This window comes from Exiguobacterium sp. s128 (genome assembly GCF_018618815.1).
GTDB lineage: Bacteria > Bacillota > Bacilli > Exiguobacteriales > Exiguobacteriaceae > Exiguobacterium_A > Exiguobacterium_A antarcticum.
Window position 1 is genome coordinate 32,332 of the sequence record NZ_JACSMT010000008.1, and the last position, 21,323, is coordinate 53,654.

The 21,323-nt window shown below is 46.2% G+C and carries 26 protein-coding genes; all 26 read right to left on the minus strand.

Translation table 11 applies throughout. From position 1 onward, the window contains the following. Positions 1 to 11: 11 nt before the first annotated feature. From KNQ13_RS05165 to fliG, 26 genes are read right to left on the minus strand one after another with little or no spacing between them, the layout of a single operon-like run. Positions 12 to 785 (minus strand): FliA/WhiG family RNA polymerase sigma factor, encoded by a 774-nt coding sequence (locus tag KNQ13_RS05165; protein WP_014970663.1) that lies wholly within the window; start codon positions 783 to 785, stop codon positions 12 to 14. A 13-nt stretch (positions 786 to 798) separates the two neighbouring features. After that, positions 799 to 1,281, minus strand: a complete 483-nt coding sequence (locus tag KNQ13_RS05170; protein ID WP_014970664.1) for a chemotaxis protein CheD — start codon at positions 1,279 to 1,281, stop codon at positions 799 to 801. Continuing rightward, a complete protein-coding gene (locus KNQ13_RS05175; protein WP_014970665.1) occupies positions 1,274 to 1,882 on the minus strand; it encodes a chemotaxis protein CheC in 609 nt (202 codons plus the stop codon). Before KNQ13_RS05175 ends, KNQ13_RS05170 begins: the two co-directional genes overlap by 8 nt. Further along, the gene (locus KNQ13_RS05180; RefSeq protein WP_014970666.1) at positions 1,875 to 2,303 is read right to left on the minus strand and encodes a chemotaxis protein CheW; all 429 of its coding nucleotides are present in this window, start codon (positions 2,301 to 2,303) and stop codon (positions 1,875 to 1,877) included. The genes KNQ13_RS05175 and KNQ13_RS05180 overlap by 8 nt, the downstream gene beginning before the upstream one ends. Positions 2,304 to 2,314: 11 nt before the next feature. Then, positions 2,315 to 4,315, minus strand: coding sequence for a chemotaxis protein CheA (locus KNQ13_RS05185; protein ID WP_014970667.1), 2,001 nt, complete (start codon positions 4,313 to 4,315; stop codon positions 2,315 to 2,317). Positions 4,316 to 4,336: 21 nt separating this feature from the next. Then, positions 4,337 to 5,191, minus strand: coding sequence for a MinD/ParA family protein (locus tag KNQ13_RS05190; protein ID WP_026829861.1), 855 nt, complete (start codon positions 5,189 to 5,191; stop codon positions 4,337 to 4,339). Next, positions 5,188 to 6,264, minus strand: a complete 1,077-nt coding sequence (locus KNQ13_RS05195) for a flagellar biosynthesis protein FlhF (protein ID WP_014970669.1) — start codon at positions 6,262 to 6,264, stop codon at positions 5,188 to 5,190. The genes KNQ13_RS05190 and KNQ13_RS05195 overlap by 4 nt, the downstream gene beginning before the upstream one ends. Positions 6,265 to 6,267: 3 nt before the next feature. Continuing rightward, the gene (gene flhA, locus KNQ13_RS05200; protein WP_014970670.1) at positions 6,268 to 8,292 is read right to left on the minus strand and encodes a flagellar biosynthesis protein FlhA; all 2,025 of its coding nucleotides are present in this window, start codon (positions 8,290 to 8,292) and stop codon (positions 6,268 to 6,270) included. A 14-nt stretch (positions 8,293 to 8,306) separates the two neighbouring features. Continuing rightward, positions 8,307 to 9,398, minus strand: coding sequence for a flagellar biosynthesis protein FlhB (gene flhB, locus KNQ13_RS05205; RefSeq protein ID WP_014970671.1), 1,092 nt, complete (start codon positions 9,396 to 9,398; stop codon positions 8,307 to 8,309). A gap of 1 nt (position 9,399) precedes the next feature. Beyond that, entirely contained in the window at positions 9,400 to 10,167 is a 768-nt protein-coding gene (fliR, locus tag KNQ13_RS05210) for a flagellar biosynthetic protein FliR (RefSeq protein ID WP_014970672.1), read from the minus strand. Continuing rightward, positions 10,164 to 10,436 (minus strand): flagellar biosynthesis protein FliQ, encoded by a 273-nt coding sequence (fliQ, locus tag KNQ13_RS05215; protein ID WP_012370733.1) that lies wholly within the window; start codon positions 10,434 to 10,436, stop codon positions 10,164 to 10,166. Before fliQ ends, fliR begins: the two co-directional genes overlap by 4 nt. Positions 10,437 to 10,446: 10 nt before the next feature. Further along, positions 10,447 to 11,115, minus strand: coding sequence for a flagellar type III secretion system pore protein FliP (gene fliP / locus KNQ13_RS05220; protein ID WP_026829862.1), 669 nt, complete (start codon positions 11,113 to 11,115; stop codon positions 10,447 to 10,449). Continuing rightward, the gene (locus KNQ13_RS05225) at positions 11,112 to 11,591 is read right to left on the minus strand and encodes a flagellar biosynthetic protein FliO (protein WP_251027336.1); all 480 of its coding nucleotides are present in this window, start codon (positions 11,589 to 11,591) and stop codon (positions 11,112 to 11,114) included. Before KNQ13_RS05225 ends, fliP begins: the two co-directional genes overlap by 4 nt. 14 nt (positions 11,592 to 11,605) lie before the next feature. Next, positions 11,606 to 11,971: a response regulator gene (locus tag KNQ13_RS05230; RefSeq protein WP_014970675.1), complete on the minus strand. Its 366-nt coding sequence runs from the start codon at positions 11,969 to 11,971 to the stop codon at positions 11,606 to 11,608. Positions 11,972 to 11,983: 12 nt separating this feature from the next. Continuing rightward, positions 11,984 to 13,102 carry a flagellar motor switch phosphatase FliY gene (fliY, locus tag KNQ13_RS05235; protein ID WP_026829864.1) on the minus strand — a complete coding sequence of 373 codons (1,119 nt, stop codon included), beginning with the start codon at positions 13,100 to 13,102 and terminating at the stop codon, positions 11,984 to 11,986. 1 nt (position 13,103) lies between these two features. Continuing rightward, entirely contained in the window at positions 13,104 to 14,087 is a 984-nt protein-coding gene (fliM, locus tag KNQ13_RS05240) for a flagellar motor switch protein FliM (protein ID WP_012370738.1), read from the minus strand. 9 nt (positions 14,088 to 14,096) lie between these two features. Further along, positions 14,097 to 14,546 carry a flagellar basal body-associated FliL family protein gene (locus KNQ13_RS05245; RefSeq protein WP_014970677.1) on the minus strand — a complete coding sequence of 150 codons (450 nt, stop codon included), beginning with the start codon at positions 14,544 to 14,546 and terminating at the stop codon, positions 14,097 to 14,099. Further along, entirely contained in the window at positions 14,521 to 14,757 is a 237-nt protein-coding gene (locus KNQ13_RS05250) for a flagellar FlbD family protein (protein WP_014970678.1), read from the minus strand. Before KNQ13_RS05250 ends, KNQ13_RS05245 begins: the two co-directional genes overlap by 26 nt. Then, positions 14,754 to 15,650 carry a flagellar basal body rod protein FlgG gene (gene flgG / locus KNQ13_RS05255; RefSeq protein WP_014970679.1) on the minus strand — a complete coding sequence of 299 codons (897 nt, stop codon included), beginning with the start codon at positions 15,648 to 15,650 and terminating at the stop codon, positions 14,754 to 14,756. Before flgG ends, KNQ13_RS05250 begins: the two co-directional genes overlap by 4 nt. Then, positions 15,650 to 16,120, minus strand: coding sequence for a flagellar hook capping FlgD N-terminal domain-containing protein (locus KNQ13_RS05260; protein WP_026829865.1), 471 nt, complete (start codon positions 16,118 to 16,120; stop codon positions 15,650 to 15,652). Before KNQ13_RS05260 ends, flgG begins: the two co-directional genes overlap by 1 nt. Then, on the minus strand, positions 16,113 to 17,282 hold the full coding sequence (locus KNQ13_RS05265) for a flagellar hook-length control protein FliK (RefSeq protein WP_209548140.1): 1,170 nt from the start codon (positions 17,280 to 17,282) through the stop codon (positions 16,113 to 16,115). Before KNQ13_RS05265 ends, KNQ13_RS05260 begins: the two co-directional genes overlap by 8 nt. 16 nt (positions 17,283 to 17,298) lie before the next feature. Then, positions 17,299 to 17,853: a MotE family protein gene (locus KNQ13_RS05270; RefSeq protein ID WP_014970682.1), complete on the minus strand. Its 555-nt coding sequence runs from the start codon at positions 17,851 to 17,853 to the stop codon at positions 17,299 to 17,301. Next, complete coding sequence (locus KNQ13_RS05275) at positions 17,850 to 18,284, minus strand: flagellar export protein FliJ (RefSeq protein WP_014970683.1); 435 nt, start codon at positions 18,282 to 18,284, stop codon at positions 17,850 to 17,852. Before KNQ13_RS05275 ends, KNQ13_RS05270 begins: the two co-directional genes overlap by 4 nt. Before the next feature lie 12 nt (positions 18,285 to 18,296). After that, positions 18,297 to 19,610 (minus strand): flagellar protein export ATPase FliI, encoded by a 1,314-nt coding sequence (fliI, locus tag KNQ13_RS05280; RefSeq protein WP_034773949.1) that lies wholly within the window; start codon positions 19,608 to 19,610, stop codon positions 18,297 to 18,299. Continuing rightward, complete coding sequence (locus KNQ13_RS05285; RefSeq protein WP_034773951.1) at positions 19,603 to 20,328, minus strand: FliH/SctL family protein; 726 nt, start codon at positions 20,326 to 20,328, stop codon at positions 19,603 to 19,605. Before KNQ13_RS05285 ends, fliI begins: the two co-directional genes overlap by 8 nt. Beyond that, a complete protein-coding gene (gene fliG / locus KNQ13_RS05290; RefSeq protein WP_014970686.1) occupies positions 20,312 to 21,319 on the minus strand; it encodes a flagellar motor switch protein FliG in 1,008 nt (335 codons plus the stop codon). The genes KNQ13_RS05285 and fliG overlap by 17 nt, the downstream gene beginning before the upstream one ends. Positions 21,320 to 21,323 lie beyond the last annotated feature (4 nt).

Here is a 21,323-nt window from a genome sequence, read left to right on the forward strand (position 1 = left end):
CATAAATCCTTTCACATCGCGACACGATCAGAAAGATACGCACTTCCTAACGCTTGTTTCAGTTTTTTGAGTGCTTTTGAATGTATTTGCGAAATGCGTGACGTCGATAGATTCAGAACTTCGCCGATTTCCGTCAACGTCAGTTCCTCAAAGTAAAACAGCGACACGACATACTGTTCCTTTTCTGATAACTGTTCCACTTCTTCTGCTAGCTTCGAAATCAACTCACGCATCAGTAACGTATCTTCGGGTGTTGCAGCATCCGGATCAAGATAAGAAACCGCCATCGCTTTTCCTTCGTCCTGAAGCGTGACCGCTTCGTCGATTGATAGAATATTGGCAAAGTAGCTTTCTGCTAGCGCCGTCTTTACTTCTTCTGGACTCATTTCGACAATCGATGACACTTCATCAATCGTCGGTGTCCGTTGAAGGCTTTGTTCTAAAATCTCGACCGCCGCTTCGACCCGTTTTGATTTTTCCCGTAAAGAACGTGGCAACCAGTCAATTTTTCGGAGTCCATCAAGAATGGCTCCACGAATCCGGAACGCGGCATACGTGTCGAATTTATTGTTATGATTTTGATCAAATTTTTGTAAGGCATCGTAAAGTCCCATCATACCCAGACTTTTTAATTCATCGCGATCGACACTTTTCGGAAGTGTCGCACTGAGACGTTGAACGTGGTATTGAACAAGAGGTTCATAATTCAGCAGTAACCGGTCAGCTACCGCTACATCACGCGTCGATAGCCATTGATCCCAAAGTTGTTGTAATTCCTCACGCATGACCATTCCTCCTCTAGATTTCCAGCGTTCCGACGTTAACTGTCCGAATGACTAATCGGCCAGAATGCGAATGGAATTCGATCGTTCGACCGTTTGTTCCACCGACGTCTTCCGCAACGAGTGGGACGTTCGCTTTTCGTAAAGCTAATCTTACAGCTGCAATATTTCGTTCACCAATCCGCATTGATTCGTGTTCGTATTTAAACTGGAACATCTGTGCGCCACCGGCAATTTTCGCTCGTAGACGGATGGCGCCTTTATGCCGAAGAGAACGTGCCAGCTCCACAACCGCTGTATCCGCAAATTTTCCGATCTCAAGCGCAATGTTTCGGCTGATCGCCGAGTCAGGTAACATGACATGCGCCATGCTGGAAAGTCCACGTTCTTGATCGTAAATGATCACACCGACACAAGACCCTAAACCGGCTGTCCGAAGAATGATCGGTTTTTGGCTAACTGCATATTCTGCAATTCCAATCCGAACGACTTCATCCATCGATATCCACACCCAATCGTTGAAAAACAGTGGTAAAGGCACCCTCTTCAGGTAACAACAATAAATGACCGTTCAAATCGTTTCCTGAACTGGATAACCGTGTATCGATGTATACTGCCATGTTACCAAATTTTGTCGACTCTAGTAAGGCAACTTCTAAAATCGCTCCGACCATATCAAAAGCAGATGCCGGGACTGTCACATGGACGGATAGATCGAGCCAATCGGAAATCGAACGGGCGTAGGCGCCGATCAAGATGTTCCCGATCTCTTCCCAGGCCGACACTCCCATCGCATGTTCATCGGAAAAAAACCGGAATGGCTGTTGTAGTAACTGCGACACTAGCTTTTCAGCATCTTCGAGTGGCATTAAAAACAGAAGACACGCCTTGATGTCACCAGAAAAACGAAGGAGTGCTCCCGCCGTATAGGCTTCAGCGCCACCTACCCGCTCAACGATTGTTGAGAATGACTCTAAGTCTGCTGACGGTACTTCGATTTCGACCGGTTGTCCAAGAAGAGTCGATAATGCCGTCGCCGCATGGGCCGCTCCGATATTACCGATTTCTCGAAAGACATCTTGTTCCATCCGATTAAGCATGGATGATCTCTTCAAACAATCGATTTGGTTCTAACAAGGAGAACAACTGCTCTTCGCCTTTCGCAATCGCAGTCAAATACGTCGTCTCCTCTTGTTTTTGATCCGTCAATGGTTCAATCCGGACATCTGTCGCTTCCACGACTTCATTTGCACGATCGACGATAAAACCAGCATCTCCGTGTTCGAGTGTCGCAATGATGATTCGTGTTTCTTCTGTTTCCTCAATCGAATCAAACCCTAAACGTGTCCGTAAATCAATCACGGGTGTCACGACACCTCGTAAATTAATCACACCTTTGACATAAGAGGCGGCATTTGGAATCCGTGTAATCGGGATGACACGTTCGATTGAACGAACAGATTGAACATCAATTCCGTATGCATTTTCTTCTAATTGAAAGACAACCCATTTTTGTTCCATTCTTCATTCCCTCACTTTCGTAACAATGCATTGCTATCGATGATTAACGCCACTTGACCGTCACCTAGAATCGTCGCACCGGAAATCGCACGGATCCCTTCGAGATAGCTGCCTAGTGGTTTCATGACGATTTCTTGTTGCCCGATCAATTCAGAGACGATCAATCCGGCTAATTTTTCGCCACTTCTTACGACGACAACAGAATAGGCATCTGCTTCTACTTGCGGCAAACCATATACCTGGTTCAATGAAATCAACGGAACAAGTTGTCCCCGGAAATCAAAGACCTTTTCGCGGTGCGCTTGTAAGATCGCTTCTTGTTTGAGTGACGTTGTTTCGATGATCGCCGTCAATGGGATGGCGTACGTTTCTTGACCGAGTTTAACGAGCATAGCCGAAATAATCGACAGCGTCAGCGGTAAGCTGATTCTAAAGATTGTTCCTTCTCCACGTTTCGTCTCGACGAATACTTCCCCACCAAGGGATTCGATTTTTGATTTAACGACATCGAGTCCGACACCACGTCCTGATAAATCGGTTACCGTCTCCGCCGTTGAAAATCCTGGGGCAAATAACAACATGGCTGCTTCTTCCGGTGTCAGTAAAGCTGCCTCTTCTTCCGTCAGCAAACCTTTCTCAAGCGCAATTTTCGTCACGCGTTCATGATTGATTCCAGCCCCGTCATCTTCAATCTCGATGAACACCCGGTTTCCAGAATGATAGGCACGCAGTGACAGATTTCCTTCGACGGCTTTTCCAGCTAGGATCCGGTCTGTCTTACTTTCAATCCCGTGATCAACGGCATTCCGGATCAAGTGGACGAGCGGGTCACCAATCTCGTCGATGACCGTCCGGTCGAGTTCTGTCTCAGCCCCGGTGATGTGCAATTTGATGTTTTTTCCGACATCCTTCGAAACCGAACGAACCATCCGTGGAAAGCGGTTGAAGACTTGTTCAATCGGCATCATCCGTAATGTCAGGACCAATGACTGTAATTCATTTGTCCCCCGTTTAATCCGTTCCACCGTCTCTGTCAAATCAGAGGAACCAACTTCTGCCGCGATCCGCTCTAGACGACCACGATCGATGATGAATTCTTCGAATAAGTTCATCAATCGATCAATCCGTTCTAGATTGACACGGATCGTTTTTGCCGCAATCGGGGTTTGAGCTTCTCCTGAAGCATCAACTGTTTCGACTGGCTTTTTATTCAGCGGATTATCGGTTGGTTCAAGCAACGTCGCTGCTGCAGCAACCGGCTCGACGGGTACTTCGAATGGTTGAATCAAAACCTGTGCAACTTCAGATACGGCTTTGATCCCCTCCTGAATTTCTTGTTCCGACTTCATCGTCACGAACAAGACATCAAAACTTGTCTCGAACTGTTCTTGCTCGAGTTCATCAGAAGTTGGGTTTGACAAAATGACATCACCCAGATTTTGTAAACGATCAAAGACCATGTAGACACGTGCGGCCTTTAAAATCACATCGGCTGACAGTTCAACCGTAATGACATACGCTTGATAACCGGAAGCCATCGATTGACGGACAACGGATTCCGAGTAAACGTCGCATTCAAAGTTTTTGATGACCGACACAACAGGATTCGCTGCTACTTTGTCGGTTTCACCATCTTTTTGAATAAACTGTTTTAAACGGACGACCGTCGTCGCCACATCAAGCTTCCCGGTTCCCCCTTGACTGATATCTTCGACCATCGTTTCGAGTTGTTCAGCGGCCACAAACAAGACGTCAATCAAATCGGGTGTCGCCGGCTGTGTTTTCGAACGCACAAGATCAAGCGCACTTTCCATCTCATGTGTTAAATCGGCAATCGCATCGTATCCCATCGTACCGGACATTCCCTTTAATGTATGGGCAGAACGGAAAATCTGATCGATGACGGCTTCATCATCCAGACGCTGTTCAAAAATCAAAAGACTCGAGTTGATGGCTTGCAGATGTTCGATTGACTCGTCCAGAAACAATCCTAAATATTCATTTAAATCCATGGAACATGTCCTCCTTCATGATTAGCGGACGCGATTACGCCGTTTTGTCAAACGACTCAGTAACCGGTCTAAAAATTTCTGTTCGTGTACCTGAAGTCCCGTCAGTGCTGTCGTAATATGATCGAGTCGCCAACTGACATCACTCGTCCGGTCAAACAGATAAAATGGACGCTGTGCCTTGACCGCCTTCATGACGGTTGGATCGTCTGGCAAGAAACCAACGAAGCGTAACGACTTCTCTAAAAAATTCTGACTGACCTGTTGTAAACGATCGAATGTCTCCAGTGCTTCTTGACCATTCATCGCCCGATTGACGACAACGGCAATCGGAAGTTCATTTGCATGATGATGGGCGAGCTTTACGAACGCATAGCCATCCATGATCGACGTCGGCTCTGGCGTCACGACTAACCAGGCCTCATCTGCACTGCTGATGAAATCGAATGTTTGATGTGTCGCACCAGCACCTAAATCGAGTAACACGAAATCATACTCGTAAAAAAACCGGAACTCGCTCATCATGAATTGCACATCATGATCGGTCAGATCCATCAATTCCGTGAATCCGCTCCCACCATGAATGAAATGTAACTCAGGCGTCGCTTCGACGACGGCTTGCGCCAAGGATTCACGCTGTTTGACACAATCCATCAAAGATGTTTTAGAAGACTTCCCCAATAACACTCCGACGTTCGCCATTCCGATATCTAAATCAATGATCAATACTTTTTTAGCTTGTAACGATAGTGCTACTCCTAAATTGACAGCCACGTTCGTTTTTCCAACGCCACCTTTTCCACTGACGATGGCAATCGTTTTAGTCTCTCGAACTGCTACCTTTGAACGTAACGCCCGTGCCTGATCTTCTCGCATCATCGTAACCCTCTTTCTACAATCATTCGGGAGATTTCTGGACTTGTCGGCCAGATGATGTCTTCAGGTACTTCTTGACCTGTCGTCAGACAAAACACAGGGATTCGTGTTTCCATCGTCAGTCCATAAATCGACCATAATTCAGTTGTCTCATCGGCTTTCGTAAAGATAAAACCACTAAGTGGTACTTGATCAAAACGTTGCCGGATTTGTTCCAAGTCACGATACTTCGACGTTAAGCTGAGGACGAGGAAGACATCGGTATCGGAAAAATCATGTCGTGCTTTTAGCTGTTCAACATATCCGGCATCGAGGAAGTTGCGTCCCGCCGTATCGATCAAAATGATGTCACAGTCAGCGAGTTCGGTTTTAGCTTGTTCGAATTCTTCTAAATCATATGCAACGCGTAGTGGAATATCGATGATATCCGCGTAAGTACGTAATTGTTCGATTGCCGAAATCCGGTATGTATCCGTCGTGATCAATCCGACCGTTTGTTGTTTCGTTAACCGGTAATAGGCAGCGAGTTTTGCGATCGTCGTCGTCTTTCCGACGCCGGTTGGTCCTGTCAGCATGACAAAACGGGATGTGGCTGTCGTAACTTGAATTTCCTTTTCAACTGCTTCAACGAGTCCTTGTTCGACCTGCGTCACATCATTCGTTTTATAATACGTCGACAACATCAAGTCATGTAACTCTTCCGCACATCGTTGTAAAGCAGGTTCCGCTAACAAGACTTCATATCGTCCTAGTGCTTCTGGTAAGCGCCGTGACGCAAAGGAAACGACGGTCGGAATGACCTGTTCCGTCATTCCCGAATTGACTCCGCCATGGAGACGAGCAGTTGGCGGGACCGACACGGGTTCAGGATTCGCAAACGGTTGTTTTTTTGATGGAGCGACAGGATGTTCTTCCACTGACGCGACAAGTTCCACTTTTTTTTGTGTAAATAAACCAAACACCCCACCGACTTTGATCTGCCGGGTATTTAAGATGATTGCTTCTTCCCCTAAATCTTGTTTCACTAGTTCCATCGCTTCGCTGACAGAATTCGCAATAATTCGTTTTACCATCATTTGTTAGATCACCCCAATACTCTTGACTTCGATTGTCGGAATTAACTCGTTATAGGACAGAACAGGTACATCCGGGAAATAACGTTCCGTCAATTGACGAACGAACATCCGAATACTCGGTGAGGCTAAAATGATTGGTTGAGCACCATAACGCTCGAATTCTGTCGTCAACTCGTTTAAGGACTCGATGAATCGTGTTGCTTTGTCAGGATCAAGCGCCAAGTAGTTACCAAACTCGGTTTTTTGGATCGCCGATTGAATATCGAGTTCCATCTCGCTTGATACGGTCACGACATGAAGCACTTCACCTTGTAACACTTGTTCTGTGATTTGTCGTGCCAATGCCTGACGTACGTATTCCGCTAACAGATCGCTGTCTTTCGTAACTGTTGCATAATCGGCCAACGTTTCAAAAATCAGCGGCAAGTTCCGGATTGAAATTTTTTCTTTTAACAACTGAACGAATACTTTTTGTAGTTCACCGATCGATAAGAGTTGTGGTGTCACTTCGTCGACTAAAATCGGATGGGTTTCTTTCAGATGATCGACTAACTGTTTAGTTTCTTCTCGTCCCAATAAATCAGCTGCATGTTTCTTAAGCAGTTCCGTCAAGTGTGTCGCGACGACGGATGGGGGATCGACGACCGTATACCCGGACATTTCCGCCCGACTTCTCGTCCGTTCATCAATCCAGAGTGCCGGCATGCCAAAGGCGGGTTCTACGGTCTCAATCCCTTGAATCTCGGGATCATCGACACCAGGGCTCATCGCTAAGTAATGGTCAAGTAACAATTCACCGGTCGCCATCTCACTGCCACGAATCTTAATCCGGTAATGGTTCGGCGGGAGTTGAAGATGATCTCGTATTCGTACGGTGGGTAAGACGAACCCAAGTTCAAGTGCCAACTGTCGGCGGATCATGACGACACGGTCGAGCAAGTCGCCGCCCTGCGCTTCGTCAGCAAGTGGAATCAATCCGTAACCGAATTCAAATTCGATTGTATCGACGTTTAACAACGAAATGACCGACTCGCTCGACCGGAGATTTTCTGACGGTGCCTCTTCGACTGCCACTTCTTCTTTTGTTGTTTTGGGCGTCCGGGTCAACTGCCAGGCGAAAAACGCCGCGCCTCCAGCGACAGGAATCGTCACGTAATCTGGAATTGCTGTAAACAAACCAAGTAAGAAAATCGCACCTGCTCCGATCATGACGAGCAACGGCGTCCGGGAAAGCTGACCGATGATGTCTTCTCCCAGGTTACCGTCCGAAGTCGAACGCGTGACGATGATTCCGGTCGCGACTGAAATCAAGAGGGCAGGAATTTGACTGACCAAACCGTCTCCGACCGTCAGTAACGTGTACAGACTAATTGACTCCATCATTGGTAGACCTTGTTGGACGACTCCGATGATCATTCCGAAAATCAAATTGATGATGACGATGATGATTCCGGCAATCGCGTCTCCTTTGACGAATTTTGAAGCACCATCCATCGCCCCATAAAAATCGGCTTCCGATTGAATTTTTTGTCGGCGTGTCCGTGCCTGTAATTCATCAATCATGCCTGAATTCAAATCGGCGTCAATCGCCATCTGTTTCCCCGGCATTGCGTCGAGCGTAAAACGTGCCGATACTTCCGATACCCGCTCCGATCCTTTTGTGATGACGAGGAACTGAATCAAGACGAGAATCAGGAAGACGACGAATCCAACGAGGGCGTTCCCGCCAACAACAAAACTTCCGAATGCTTCAATGACTTCTCCACCGTTCCCGTTCGAAAGAATCGCGCGGGTCGTCGAGACATTCAGTGCCAATCGAAACAAGGTGACGATCAGTAACAACGTCGGAAATACAGAAAATTCAAGGGCTTCCTTGGCATTCATCGCGACAAGAAGGACCATCAATGCGATTAAGATATTAATGATGATTAAAAAATCGAGTAAAAATCCTGGCAGTGGAATGACGAGCATGAAGACGATCATAATGACGCCTAGCAGGACGGTTAAATCTCTTGTTGAAATGGTCATGATGCTTCATCCTTTCATTTCGCTTGTTTCATTTGATAGACAAAGGCAAGTGTTTCAGCGAGTGCCTGATAAAATGATTCATCCACTGCCATCCCTATTTCTGATTTTGCGAATAATGCTCGTGCGAGCGGTCTATTTTCGATAATCGGAATCTCGGCTGCTGTCGCCTTCTCCCGAATCCGGAATGCGACAGCATCCACTCCCTTTGCGACGACAATCGGTGCTGCATGTTTGCCGTCATCATATTGAATCGCCACCGCATAATGCGTCGGATTCGTAATGACGACGTCAGCATTCGGTATTTCTTGCATCATTCGTCGCATCGCCATCTCGCGTTGCTGCTGTTTGATTTTCCCTTTGATTTGCGGATCGCCTTCTGTATTCTTATGCTCATCCTTTAAATCTTGTTTACTCATCCGAATCGATTTCTCGAAATCAAATTTTTGATAAGCAAAATCAAGGACGGCTAACACAATCAACGCGATGCTGACTGAGATACCTAGTAAGAAGGTCAAGTGACCAATGATGGCTAAAGCGTCGCCGATTGGCTCCGACGTCAAGCGTGAAATCTCTACCTTGTTGTTCCACAACACGGTTCCACTTGTTACACCAATAACAAGTAATTTGAACACCGATTTTAAAAATTCGATCAGTGCTTTCATACTAACGATACGTTTTACACCTTGTAACGGGTTGATCCGATCAAGTTTGGGTTGGATTGATTCTGAACTGAGTAACGCTCCGATTTGCACGAAATTTCCTAAAATTCCGATTACAACAGCTGTCACAAAAAAGGGCGAAACGAGAATACCCATCTGAACCAACATCTCGATCATAATTTCTTGAACGCGTCCTTCTTCGACAGCGACCAGTACCGTCTGCGCACTTAAACCGTCTTCTAGCACCATGACGAATCGTTTCCCTAAGAACGGACCAAAGAAAAATAATACTAAAAACATTCCGAATAACATGAGACTGCTCGTCAAATCAGCAGACTTTGCGACCTGTCCCTTTTTTCTGGAATCATCTCGTTTTTTAGGAGATGCTTTTTCTGTCTTTTCGCCTGCAAAATACTGGAGATCGAGCATTAACTTGTACGTCTTCATCTCAACCTCCTAGTAATTGAATCGCGTCCGACAATACTTCTTGTAATAATGGGACAAATCGAGAAATTCCTGTAATCATCGCACCGGCAAGTAAAAATAAAATGGCGTATCCCATCAATAGCTTGACCGAAAAACCGATTGCAAAAATATTGAACTGCGGAGCTGTTTTTGCTAAAAATCCAAGTGCCAAATCGACTAAGAATAGTGAGACGACTAAGGGCATCGCCATCTGTAAAGCAGTCAACATCGCCATCCCGATGACACGGACGACTAAACTCATCCCCGCCTCGCCCGTCACGCCAATCGGACTGCCTGGCGGAAAAATCTCAAAACTGGTGTAGATACCATCAAGCAAAATCAGATGCATGTCGGAAGCCAGTAAAACAAGTAACGTCAACATATAATAAAAACGGCCAATGATGGGCGATTGACCACCAAACATCGGATCATACGCTGATGCCATCGCAAGACCCATCTGTAAATCGATGATCGATCCGGCAATCTGTGGTGCATACAGTAAAAAACTAGCGAGTAGACCAAGTGCGAGTCCGATGATGACTTCTGTCCCCATCCGAAAAAAGAAATCAATATCATCGACTTGAACGGTTGTCTTGACGGCATAACTTGCAAAATAGGCGAGCCCAGCAGCAATTGCTAGTTTGTGTTGCGCCGGTAATTGCTTGGATGAAAACAAGGGAGCTGCAACAAGAAATCCGACAATTCGACCAAACACAAGTAAAAAGACACTGACAAAGGACAGTAACGTCATTTCCGTGAAACCTCTGCAATCTGTTTAAAAATTTCAATCGTAAACGTCTTCAGTTCTTCCATGATCCATGGTCCAAAAAAGACGAGGGCTAAAAATACCGCAACAATCTTCGGAACAAACGATAACGTCTGTTCTTGGATTTGTGTCGTCGCTTGTAGAATGCTGACAAGAAGGCCAACGACGAGTGAGACGAGCAAGAGCGGGGCTGAGACCTTGAGCAAGGTCCAAACAGCCGAACTGGCTAATTGAATAATCATTTCCTGCGTCATGTCGTCCCCCCTATCGCATGCTGACGAGTAGTGACTCGACAATCAAATGCCAACCATCTACCAAAATGAATAATAATAATTTAAACGGTAACGCAATCATGACCGGTGGTAACATCATCATCCCCATCGACATCAAGACACTCGAGACGACCATATCGATGACGAGAAAAGGAATGAAGATCATGAAACCAATTTGAAAGGCGGTCTTCAACTCGCTAATCGCGTAGGCTGGTACTAATGCGACGAGTGGAATATCTTCCACTTTTTCTGGTTTTTCATAATTTCCGTATTTCAAAAACAACTCTAAGTCATTCGTGCGTGTATACTGCGACATGAATCGTTTCATCGTACCACCGGCCTTATCAAACGCCTCATCTTGACTGATCTTCTCATCCATATACGGTTGTAATGCTGTCGTATTGAGTTCCGTCAAGATAGGGGCCATGACAAATAACGTGATGAACAAAGCCAGTCCAACAAGCAGTTGGTTCGGTGGTGTCTGCTGTGTACCAAGTGCCGAGCGGACAAAGGACAAGACGACGATGACACGGGTAAAACACGTCATTAAAATCAAAAGCGATGGTGCGAGTGACAAAAGTGTCAGTAATATAAGTAACTTAATCGAAGTCGCCGTCCCAGACGGCGTATCCAGTGAAATCAAATTTTCAATCGTCGTCATGAACGTCCTCGATTCTTCTGGAACTGATCCAGCTGTTGCTTAAACGATTCCAGAAACGGAGACGCCGTTGATGTATGTAACTCGTCTTCCGGTAGATCGGTCGTCGATGCCCATTCGGCGTCTTCCTCGATCGTATCGATCAACTCCACGTTCTGACCGACACCGACGACGTAAACCTTACCGTGAACCTTCACGAGCTGAACGGATCGATCTTTGCCAAGCGATATACCACCTAGATGGGAAAGCCTGCTCGACTGACGGACACCTTTCGTCCGTTCATTGATGAAACGGACGGCAACGATAAATCCGCCGATTAAGACTACGAGCGTCACGACGATTTTCACAATCGTGACGACCGTCGATGACCCGCCGACCTGTTGTGTTGTAGGTTCATTCTTCTTGGATGGGTTCAGATTCTCTTCCACTGTTTCAGCACCGACGTGATGTATCAGCAATAACAGGAGCAAACAGGTCAAACAGGTCAGTCTTTTCATGATGAAATGGTTTTCGAAACGGCTTCGAGTACACGATCCGCTTGGAATGGTTTGACGATGAAGTCCTTCGCACCTGCTTGAATGGCATCAATAACCATCGATTGTTGTCCCATCGCGGAACACATGATGACTTTAGCAGCCGGATTAAATGCTTTGATTTCTTTTAAAGCCGAAATACCATCCATTTCCGGCATCGTGATATCCAGTGTGACGAGGTCCGGCGATAACTCTTTATATTTCGAAACAGCTTCACGACCGTTTTCCGCTTCTCCTACAACGTCATATCCATTCTTTGATAAAATTTCCTTAATCATCATTCGCATGAAAGCTGCATCATCTACGATCAAAACTTTTGCACTCATCCTATTTCCTCCTTAGAACATCCGTAGACGTTCTTTTGTATTAACGATCTCTGTAATTCGTACACCGAAGTTTTCTTCGATGACGACGACTTCTCCTGTTGCAATCAACGTATTGTTGACGAATACGTCTACCGGTTCACCGGCTAATTTATCGAGTTCAATGATCGAGCCTTGGGTCAGTTCAAGAATGTCTCGGACTGAACGACGCGTCCGACCAAGCTCAACGGTGACGTTTAATGGAACATCATAAAGCATGCCGATATTTCCAGGTGGACCTTCTGGTTGTACTTCAGAAAACTGACCGAATTGAACAGGGCTGACTCCGACCGGTTCTTTTTTCGGTTCAGGCGGTGCTTCATAACGTGGTTCTGGTTGCGGGCTAGGCACAGGCTGTTCACGCATCGGTTCCGGTTGACTAACCGGTGGTGCTTGAGTAGTTGTCGTACTGGCATTAAATAATTTCTGAATCAACTGTTTTGAAAATTCAAGGGGTGCCAACTGAACGATTTTTGAATCAATCAGTGTCCCGATTTTTAAATCAAACTCGATGATGACCATGCTTTCCCATAACGAGAAGCTGTCGACGATACTTTTTTCTTGTGAGAAATCAAAAATTTCAACCGCTGGCGGTGAAATATCGATGCGCATCGAGAAGACGGTTGACATCGATGTCGCAGCAGCGCCCATCATCTGGTTCATTGCTTCCTGGACCGCAGATAACGCAATCGGCTCCATCTCTAGACTTTCGTCTACAACACCGTCGCCACCCATCATCAGATTGGCAATGACCGAGGCGTCCCGTTGTGTCAAAATCAAGACGTTTTCGCCTTTAAATCCTTCTGTATAACCAACACGAAGGGCAACGTGTGGTATCGGATACCGACTCCGTAACTCTTCCATCGTAATCATCCGGACGTGCGGCGTCGTGATTTCAACTTTTTGATTCAATAAGGCGGACAGGGCTGTCGCGGAGTTTCCAAGCGAGATATTCCCGACTTCTCCTAGCGCATCAATCTCCATGTCGTCCAATTGACTTAACTCATCGGTTGAACTTGTATCGGTTGGTTCTTCAGCCGATGGGGTCCCGCGTAATAACGCATCGATTTCATCTTGCGAAAGCATATCGCTCATGTTATTCCTCCTCAATTCGTTGTAAGACTTGTAAAGCGAGATGCTTCCCATTCAGACCAGGTCGCGCTTTGAACATTTTCCGATCATCGACGAACAATTCAACCGGATCAGATGTACGTGTCTGCAGGGACAGGCAGTCGCCTACCTCGAGGTGTAACAATTCTCCAAACGAAAGTTCCGTCTGGCCGAGCACTGCTTTCAAATCGACGATTGATCCCATCAACTGTGTTTGCATATGTTCAGACTCTTGATTATCGGCTGACTTTCGTTTTTCTTGTTGCATCCAAAAGTGGCTCGATAGTTTCGGAATAATCGGTTCGAGTGTCACGAACGGTAGACAGACGTTGAGCGTCCCGCTCACTTCACCCACCGTCACATAAATCGAGACGAGAATGACCGTCTCATTTGGTGACACAAGTTGAAGAAATTGTGGATTGATCTCTAAGTCGTCATACTCCGCCTCAATCTCCGCAATCGATTCCCAAGCTGCCCCGTACTGGACAAAGGCTCGCTTGAACAATTGTGTCAAGATGCGGGTTTCGATTTCCGTCAGGTTTTCGATTTTATTCATCCCTTCGCCAGGTCCACCAAGTAGTCGGTCAAGCATCGCATAGGCAATGTTCGGGTTGACTTCAAAGATGACCCGTCCGTCTAACGGATGAAGATTCACTAAATTAATCAATGTCATGTTCGGAATCGAATGGATGAATTCATCATACGGTAACTGTTCCACCGTGTTGACCGTAAACTGGACGTATGTTCTAAGTTGTGCTGAGAAATGAGTCGTCAAGACCCGGGCGAATTGTTCATGAATTCGCGTCAGGTTACGCATCTGATCTTTCGAGAATCGTAACGCCCGTTTAAAGTCATAGACTTTGACCCGTCGTTCTTCTTCTTGGCTACGTATTTCCTCGACTTCCATGTCTCCGCTTGAAATGGCTGATAGCAGGGCGTCAATTTCATGTTGTGATAATACTTCGCTCATGCGGCCACCTCACTGGATGATTTTTTTCGTCGTGTAGACACGTTGAACATCGCCTTCTTGCAGGAGTTTTTTAAATTGCCCCCGTAATTTTTCTTCCAGCTTCGCCATGTCTTGTTTCGAATCCAAATCTTGTTTTTTCATCGAAGCGAGATCACCCAAGATAATGTTGTTGATTTGGAATTTACGTAACTCTAGTTCTTCCCGTGTCGCCGCGTCGTCCGTGACGATCGTGAATTGAACGTTTAAAAACCGTTCATCCGCGATATTCGTCGTTAAGTCGTCGGTTTGAAAACTTCGTTCCTCGAGTTCAACGCCGGTCGGTTGTTCGACCTTTGCTTCCGTCGGATCACTCGTCAATAAATATTTCGAAAGCATGTAACCGGCGCCGACCATCATGAGTGCGACGACGATCATGATGAGTGGTAATTTTAATTTACTCTTCTTCTTTTCTTCTGCCATCTTCGAGCCTCCTAGCACTGTTCAAGCCCGTCAAACCGACTTGGCGGTAAAAGTCGATTGTCGCCGCTTTTACCTCTTCTAACGTTTCTTTTACGACATAGGTCTGTCCTCCGACCAACTGGATCGTCGTATCGGGTGTCGATCGGACCGCTTCGATTAAGATTGCATTCAAGACAATCGGTGCTTCACGTAATGTCGTCAGCGTGATCATCGTTTGAGATTGACGAGTTCTTCTAAAATTTGATCGGACGTCGTGATAATCCGTGTGTTCGCCTGGAAACCACGTTGGGCGATGATCATTTCCGTGAATTCTTCCGACAAATCGACGTTCGACATTTCGAGTGTTCCGGATGTTAATTGACCAAGACCGTTTGTGCTTGGTGTTCCAGTCGCTGCGATGCCCGAGTTTTGAGAAGCGGCAAACAAGTTTACCCCTGATTTTTCAAGACCACCTGGGTTTGCAAAATTCGCCATCGATACGTAACCAACTCGTTGCAGATTACCTGTTCCATCAACAAATGTGACTAGTCCGTCTTTACCGATCGCTAAGTTTTGGGCTCCCGTCGGAATTTGTAATTTCATATAGCCATTATTTACTTTGTTTGTGATTTGCCCCTGAGCATCGTATTGGTTTGCAGGTAGGTTTGCTTGATCTGCAGGTGGTTGTCCTGGATTAGCAGGCGGTGGATCAGACAATCCTACGAGATAATTTCCATCTCCCGTCACGATGTTTCCTTGAAGATCTGTATAAAAGTTACCAGAACGAGAATAACGTACACCGTCTGCCGTTAAGACTTGATAAAATCCTTCACCTGAAATCCCGACATCAAGCGTTCGCCCAGTATTTTGTAATGCTCCTTGATTATAGACATTATCGACTGTTGACATCGATGCACCAAGTCCTACTTGCTTCGGGTTTGTCCCCCCGACACCTCCACCATTACCTGATGCGGAACCAACAGATTGGTTGACAAGATCCTTAAACGTGACACGGCCTTTTTTATAACCAAACGTATTGACGTTGGCGATGTTATTCCCGACGACATCTAACTTTGTCTGGAAGTTCTTTAACCCACTGATTCCTGAATACATTGAACGTAACATTATTTTTCCTCCTTTGTTTTAATCTCAGTCAATTCGTAGACACTCACACTTTTCCCATTTGATAACTCAGCGACGACGTCTACCCCGTCCCGTTTTACGCTCAGGACGTTTGCCGTTTCTTTAACGGTTGACGATACTTCAGCACCTGTTGCATCTGTTGTCGTGGTCTCCCCTTCGTAACTGACCGCTTTTCCGATCAAGTTACTGTAAGTCAACAATGCTCCTGCATGCTGATTGAGCATCATCGTATCCATCCCTTTCCCAATCGCTTGCATCTGTTCGAGCGAAGAAAATTGCGCCATCTGTGAGATGAACTCCTTGTCTTCCATCGGAGCCGTCGGATCTTGGTTCGATAGCTGGGCGATCAAGATTTTCATGAACATGTCTTTGTCCATCGTATTACTGGATGGCACTTTCGTTTTATCCGGTAATTGGTAAGACGACGCCTCATTTTTGATTGACTCAGTCATCTTCATCCTCCTCTAGTTCTTCCTCGTATGGCACAGGCTCTTCCTGCTGTCGTTCGCGCCGTTCTTGTGGCAATCCTTGTTCAAATTCCTTGACGCTCGATGCGAGCAATCCCGTCTCGACTTTGACGAGTGGTGCTTGTGGTTGAAGCGACGTATGTAACTTTCCAAGTTGTTGGTCCATCAATTGTTTCGCTTGTTCGGTTGCTGCGAATAGCTTGACCGTAAGCAGTCCCTCTTTTCGATCCAACTGAACGACAACCTCGCCTAACTGTTCCGGATACAACCGAATCGACATCCGCGTCGAACCGTCCGCTCCCTTTAAAAAGGGCGCTTGTTTTAAAGCCGCCTCGATTCGTGTTGCCAGTTGTTCATCGACGGTAGGGGGAGTAGCTGAAGTCCGTGAAAGGACTGGTGCTGCGACCGTCAAGCGGTCGAATTTCAATCCATTTAATGATACCGGTTGTTCGTTACCTTTCGGATCAGCGACTACCGGAAGCGACTCGAGTCCTTTTTTAACCGTATTCCATGACTTAGCAGTCACTCCATCTGTTTCAGTTGGAGTAAGAGGTTTGACGATTGGAGTACTGACTACTGGTTTACTCGGATTCGTTAACATGGTTTCAACTGTCGACGGTATCGTTTTCGTAACAAACGATTTTTTTGTATCAGATGGTACATTTGTCACTGTATTAACCGGTACCGCTTGACCGTCCTTTGGCAACCCATTTTCTTTGACTACGCCAAGAACAGAGGATAAGGCAGCTACGATGGTCTGCTGAACAGCCGTCGGGAGCTGTTGAAACAAGTCCATCGCCTGTTCTCCCTGACCTTCTTGCATCGTTTTGATGAACTGGAGCAATTCCGTCGTTTTTTTCGGATCCTGTGTTACGCCTTCTAACTCCGGCTGATCGAGGAGTTGTAATACTTTTTCCGGTTGCACCGTCAACTGGACAATCAAAGCTTTCACTTCGGAATTGTTTGTTGCATCAACCGGTAACACCTGTTGTTCCGGTAATGTGTTTTGAGCTGCCTCAGCCATCGGTTGTACTAAATACTGGAGCAATGAAGCAAAATTCCCGACCCCGTTCACCGGAATGTCTTTCCCGTTTAACTTCGTGACGGGTTTCGCCGTCTGTGCTTGTTGTACATCCATCAAGTTCATCTTATTTACTCACCCCTCATTCGACTGCCAACAGTTGTGTTAACGCGGCTGCTTTTTTAGGATCCATCTTTGCCATGATTGCTGCTTGTTGTTCTGCCTCAATCTTTTGAATGATGGGAACGACCTCTGTCGGACTCAATTCGTTTAAAATGTTTGCCGCGTCTTTTGGTGGCATCTCCGCATAGACATCGGTCACATTCGCCGTCTTTTTCTTTGTTGTGGTTTCATCAGCCGCTACAGCCGGAGTAGCCGGTGTTTTTTTCAAACGGTCCCGTTCCGCAATCAATCGGACGACTTCCTGTTCCTTCGCCTGAATGATATCAGCTTGATCGGTCGTTTTAGTCCGTAATTTTTTAATTTCGGCGTTCGCAAGCTTCAACCGTTGCTCGACGTCCGCATTTTTTGTTGAGGTAACCTGTTGATCTGCTACTTCTTCTGAAGAGAACGGTAAGGAAAAGATCGGTCTCCCATTCGCATAATTTAAAACAAGATAAGCTGTAAATAAGAGCAGCAATAATGGAATAATCAGTAATGGTAAAATCCATTGTTTCGATGATTTTTGATCACTCATGTCGTTTGCCTTCTTCCAAACTGTAATAAGGCCAGTTCATCCATTTGATTTTGTTCCGTCAATGCAAGCGTACGACGGTTTTCCTCTAATTGATTGGACTGAAGTCGCGTGAATTTCTTTTCTTCAATCAACGCTTCTTTTAAGTCGACTTGAGCTCGTTCGTACTGATTTTTGGCTTGTGTCACATACAGTTGTTGCCGTTCGATTTGTTGTTTAACGACATCACGTGCCCGTTCTCGGTATTGGGATGCGAGTAGTTCAACGGCACCTGTTTCGTTTTGCGCTTTCAAAAAAGCTTCATAGCGAATGAGAAGATGGTACAGTTTTTCAACTTCGATTTCATATTGTTTCTTTTTTTCAGCAGTATGTTTTGAAACACGATCCTTCTCCGCCTCCGCTAAAGGGATGATGCGTTCATATATCGTCTTCATACTTGCACCTCCTTAACGGATTGTCGTGATCAAACGACTCATACCTTCTTCAAAATGACTTTTTTCTTCGACACGTTGTTTTAAAAAACCGATTAATTCTGGGTATTTTTCAACAGCCCGGTCAATGTCTGGGTTGGTCCCACTTTTATAAGCCCCGATATTGATTAAATCTTCCGCATCGAGATACGTGGACAATAACTGTCGAAACGTGATCGCACTGTCCTTATGTTCTGTCGAGGTTATCTGATTCATGACCCGACTGATTGAACGCAGGACATGGATGGCAGGATATTGACCTTTATTGGCGAGATTACGGTCGAGTACAAAGTGACCATCTAAAATCCCACGGACGGCATCGGCAATCGGCTCATTCATATCATCTCCGTCGACTAAGACGGTATAAAATGCGGTGATCGAACCTTCTGTCGTTTTCCCACTTCGCTCTAGTAATTGAGGAAGTAAGGCAAACACACTAGGCGTATATCCTTTTGATGCTGGTGGCTCACCAGTCGCTAAACCAATTTCTCGTTGCGCCATCGCAAAACGTGTCACGGAATCCATCATCAGTACGACATTTTTTCCTTGATCTCGGAAGTACTCGGCAATCGCTGTTGCCGTATAGGCTCCTTTTAATCGAACGAGTGGAGGTTGGTCACTGGTCGCTACGACAATGATCGAACGACTCATACCTTCTTCCCCGAGTTCTGCCTCGATAAATTCCTTCACTTCGCGTCCCCGCTCGCCAATCAGGGCGATGACATTGATGTCAGCGGTCGACCGTTTCGCAATCATTCCGAGGAGCGTCGACTTCCCTACGCCGGAACCCGCGAACAGTCCTACACGTTGACCTTGTCCGACCGTCAGCAACCCATCGATGGCTCGAATCCCGGTCGATAAAACTTGATCGATTCGCGGACGATCCAACGGACTAGGAGGTTTGCGGACAATCGAGGTCGTCCGCAAATGCGTCAATGATTCCCCATCTAACGATCGCCCGAGTCCATCCAAGACTTTGCCAATCAAATCATCTCCGACTGGCACATGGAGCGGCTTGCCTGTTGCGATGACGATCGAACCTGGTGCGATTGCCGTCGTTTCACCGTATGGCATCAATAAGACATGTCCTTCTCGAAAACCAACGACTTCTGCCTCGATTTCCTGTCCCCGGTGAATCCGGATCAAACACCGTTCTCCGATTGCGACCGCCGTAGGGCCACGTGATTCAATCATCAAACCAATGACTTGAACGACTTTTCCAGAATGCTGAACCAAGTCTTCCGGGCGAATGTCACGGATGGCTGCCTGCAGTTGTTTTAGCTTATACATCGTGTAACACCTCGGTAAGTTGTTCCAACAAGGTTTGATACCCTGCGGTAAGTCCGCCTGTGATTGCCCCGTTTTCCGAATCGACACGGAAGTCACGTGCTGCGAGTTCCGGGTCAATCCGCAAACTAATCGTCGCGGTACCACCTAAAATCGTATGGAGACGTTCATCTAATAAAACCACGCGTTCAAAGTCTTCGGCAGAAGTATAGACAATCAGTTTTTCACGATCACGAAATTGAAGAATCAACTGATGAATCGTTTGGTAAAGGGCTTCCTCATCCGTGTCGTGCAGCTGTTCCAAAAACTGATGAGTCAGTTGAAGGGCCAGCGCACACAATTCATCTTCCATCATGACTAAACGATCTGAAAACATCTGTTCGAGACGATTCGCAAATTGATTGGTCTCATCAATCCGTTGTTGGTAGTGGTCAAGTCCTGCCTGCTGACCAGATTGAAACCCTTCTTCATATCCACGTTGCCTTGCCTCTTCAAGCGCGGCCATCCGTTCCTGTTCAAAGGCAACACGACGTTTTTGTTCTTGTTGTTCGATCAAGTCCCGTTGTTGTTTCAATCGATTCTGTCCTTCGTTCATCATTTCCTCGTAGGAAACAACCGGTTCTTGATCCACCTCGTGTGTTGACGCCGTCTGATGAAAGATGGTCCGTTGATCACGTTCAAAGACGATTTGGCGTTTAATGACGTTAGACAACGATATCATCTCCTCCACCACGGGCTACGACGATTTCACCCATATCTTCTAGGCGACGAATGATACCGACAATCCGACTTTGTGCTTCTTCGACGTCACGCAACCGGACAGGTCCCATGAACTCCATGTCTTCTTTAAACGATTCGACCATTCGTTGTGACATGTTGCGGTAAACCATCTCTTTGACGTCATCCGAGGATACTTTGAGTGATAATAATAAATCTTCATTGGATACTTCACGGATGATCCGCTGAATGGCGCGCGCATCAAGAGTAACGATATCTTCAAAGACAAACATCCGTTTTTTGATTTCTTCTGCCAGTTCCGGATCCTGGATTTCGAGTGTATCGAGAATCGTCCGTTCCGTCGTCCGGTCTACTCCGTTCAAGACTTGAACGACAGCTTCGATTCCACCAGACTGTGCATAATCTTGCATGCCTGCTTGTGAAAGATTACGTTCAAGAATTTGTTCGACTTCACTAATGATCTCTGGATTCATCCGATCCATCGTCGCAATCCGGCGTGCGACATCGGATTGTGCTTCTGCTGGTAGTTCCGACAGAATTTGTCCCGATTTAGCAGGATCCAAGTGAGCTAACACAAGGGCAATCGTTTGTGGATGTTCGTTTTGAATAAAGTTCAATAACTGTTTTGGGTCTGCCTTACGAGCAAATTCAAACGGTCGTACTTGGAGCGTCGATGTTAATCGGTAAATCAGCTCCATCGCCTTCTCTTCACCGAGTGCCTTTTCAAGGACTGATTTTGCAAATCCGATTCCGCCTTGCGTAATGTAGTTTTGCGCTGTCGCCAATTCATGGAATTCTTCTAACACTTCAAGTTTTTCTTCCGGATCAATCCGTTTCATACTCGAAATTTGTAAGGTCAGCCATTCCATTTCTTCTTCCGACAAGTGTTTGTAGACAGTCGCTGCTACTTCCGGTCCCAGTGAGATCATTAAAATCGCGGCCTTTTCCCGACTGCTCATCTCTAACTTTTTCATTTCA

Excerpts from the sequence above, each read along its gene's own strand:
- KNQ13_RS05195 (WP_014970669.1), bottom strand. The coding sequence starts at position 6,264 with ATGATGGTAAAACGAATTATTGCGAATTCTGTCAGCGAAGCGATGGAA.
- KNQ13_RS05260 (WP_026829865.1), bottom strand. The coding sequence starts at position 16,120 with ATGACTGAGTCAATCAAAAATGAGGCGTCGTCTTACCAATTACCGGAT.
- KNQ13_RS05165 (WP_014970663.1), bottom strand. The coding sequence starts at position 785 with ATGCGTGAGGAATTACAACAACTTTGGGATCAATGGCTATCGACGCGT.
- flhB (WP_014970671.1), bottom strand. The coding sequence starts at position 9,398 with ATGAAGACGTACAAGTTAATGCTCGATCTCCAGTATTTTGCAGGCGAA.
- fliG (WP_014970686.1), bottom strand. The coding sequence starts at position 21,319 with ATGAAAAAGTTAGAGATGAGCAGTCGGGAAAAGGCCGCGATTTTAATG.
- fliQ (WP_012370733.1), bottom strand. The coding sequence starts at position 10,436 with ATGACGCAGGAAATGATTATTCAATTAGCCAGTTCGGCTGTTTGGACC.
- KNQ13_RS05285 (WP_034773951.1), bottom strand. The coding sequence starts at position 20,328 with ATGATATCGTTGTCTAACGTCATTAAACGCCAAATCGTCTTTGAACGT.
- KNQ13_RS05175 (WP_014970665.1), bottom strand. The coding sequence starts at position 1,882 with ATGCTTAATCGGATGGAACAAGATGTCTTTCGAGAAATCGGTAATATC.
- fliR (WP_014970672.1), bottom strand. The coding sequence starts at position 10,167 with ATGACGTTACTGTCCTTTGTCAGTGTCTTTTTACTTGTGTTTGGTCGA.
- KNQ13_RS05170 (WP_014970664.1), bottom strand. The coding sequence starts at position 1,281 with ATGGATGAAGTCGTTCGGATTGGAATTGCAGAATATGCAGTTAGCCAA.
- fliI (WP_034773949.1), bottom strand. The coding sequence starts at position 19,610 with ATGTATAAGCTAAAACAACTGCAGGCAGCCATCCGTGACATTCGCCCG.
- flgG (WP_014970679.1), bottom strand. The coding sequence starts at position 15,650 with ATGTTACGTTCAATGTATTCAGGAATCAGTGGGTTAAAGAACTTCCAG.
- KNQ13_RS05275 (WP_014970683.1), bottom strand. The coding sequence starts at position 18,284 with ATGAAGACGATATATGAACGCATCATCCCTTTAGCGGAGGCGGAGAAG.
- KNQ13_RS05265 (WP_209548140.1), bottom strand. The coding sequence starts at position 17,282 with ATGAACTTGATGGATGTACAACAAGCACAGACGGCGAAACCCGTCACG.
- KNQ13_RS05270 (WP_014970682.1), bottom strand. The coding sequence starts at position 17,853 with ATGAGTGATCAAAAATCATCGAAACAATGGATTTTACCATTACTGATT.
- flhA (WP_014970670.1), bottom strand. The coding sequence starts at position 8,292 with ATGACCATTTCAACAAGAGATTTAACCGTCCTGCTAGGCGTCATTATG.
- KNQ13_RS05250 (WP_014970678.1), bottom strand. The coding sequence starts at position 14,757 with ATGATCACGCTGACGACATTACGTGAAGCACCGATTGTCTTGAATGCA.
- KNQ13_RS05190 (WP_026829861.1), bottom strand. The coding sequence starts at position 5,191 with ATGATGCGAGAAGATCAGGCACGGGCGTTACGTTCAAAGGTAGCAGTT.
- KNQ13_RS05180 (WP_014970666.1), bottom strand. The coding sequence starts at position 2,303 with ATGGAACAAAAATGGGTTGTCTTTCAATTAGAAGAAAATGCATACGGA.
- KNQ13_RS05230 (WP_014970675.1), bottom strand. The coding sequence starts at position 11,971 with ATGAGTGCAAAAGTTTTGATCGTAGATGATGCAGCTTTCATGCGAATG.
- KNQ13_RS05245 (WP_014970677.1), bottom strand. The coding sequence starts at position 14,546 with ATGGCAGAAGAAAAGAAGAAGAGTAAATTAAAATTACCACTCATCATG.
- fliP (WP_026829862.1), bottom strand. The coding sequence starts at position 11,115 with ATGACGACGATTGAAAATTTGATTTCACTGGATACGCCGTCTGGGACG.
- fliY (WP_026829864.1), bottom strand. The coding sequence starts at position 13,102 with ATGAGCGATATGCTTTCGCAAGATGAAATCGATGCGTTATTACGCGGG.
- fliM (WP_012370738.1), bottom strand. The coding sequence starts at position 14,087 with ATGAGCGAAGTATTATCACAACATGAAATTGACGCCCTGCTATCAGCC.
- KNQ13_RS05185 (WP_014970667.1), bottom strand. The coding sequence starts at position 4,315 with ATGGATTTAAATGAATATTTAGGATTGTTTCTGGACGAGTCAATCGAA.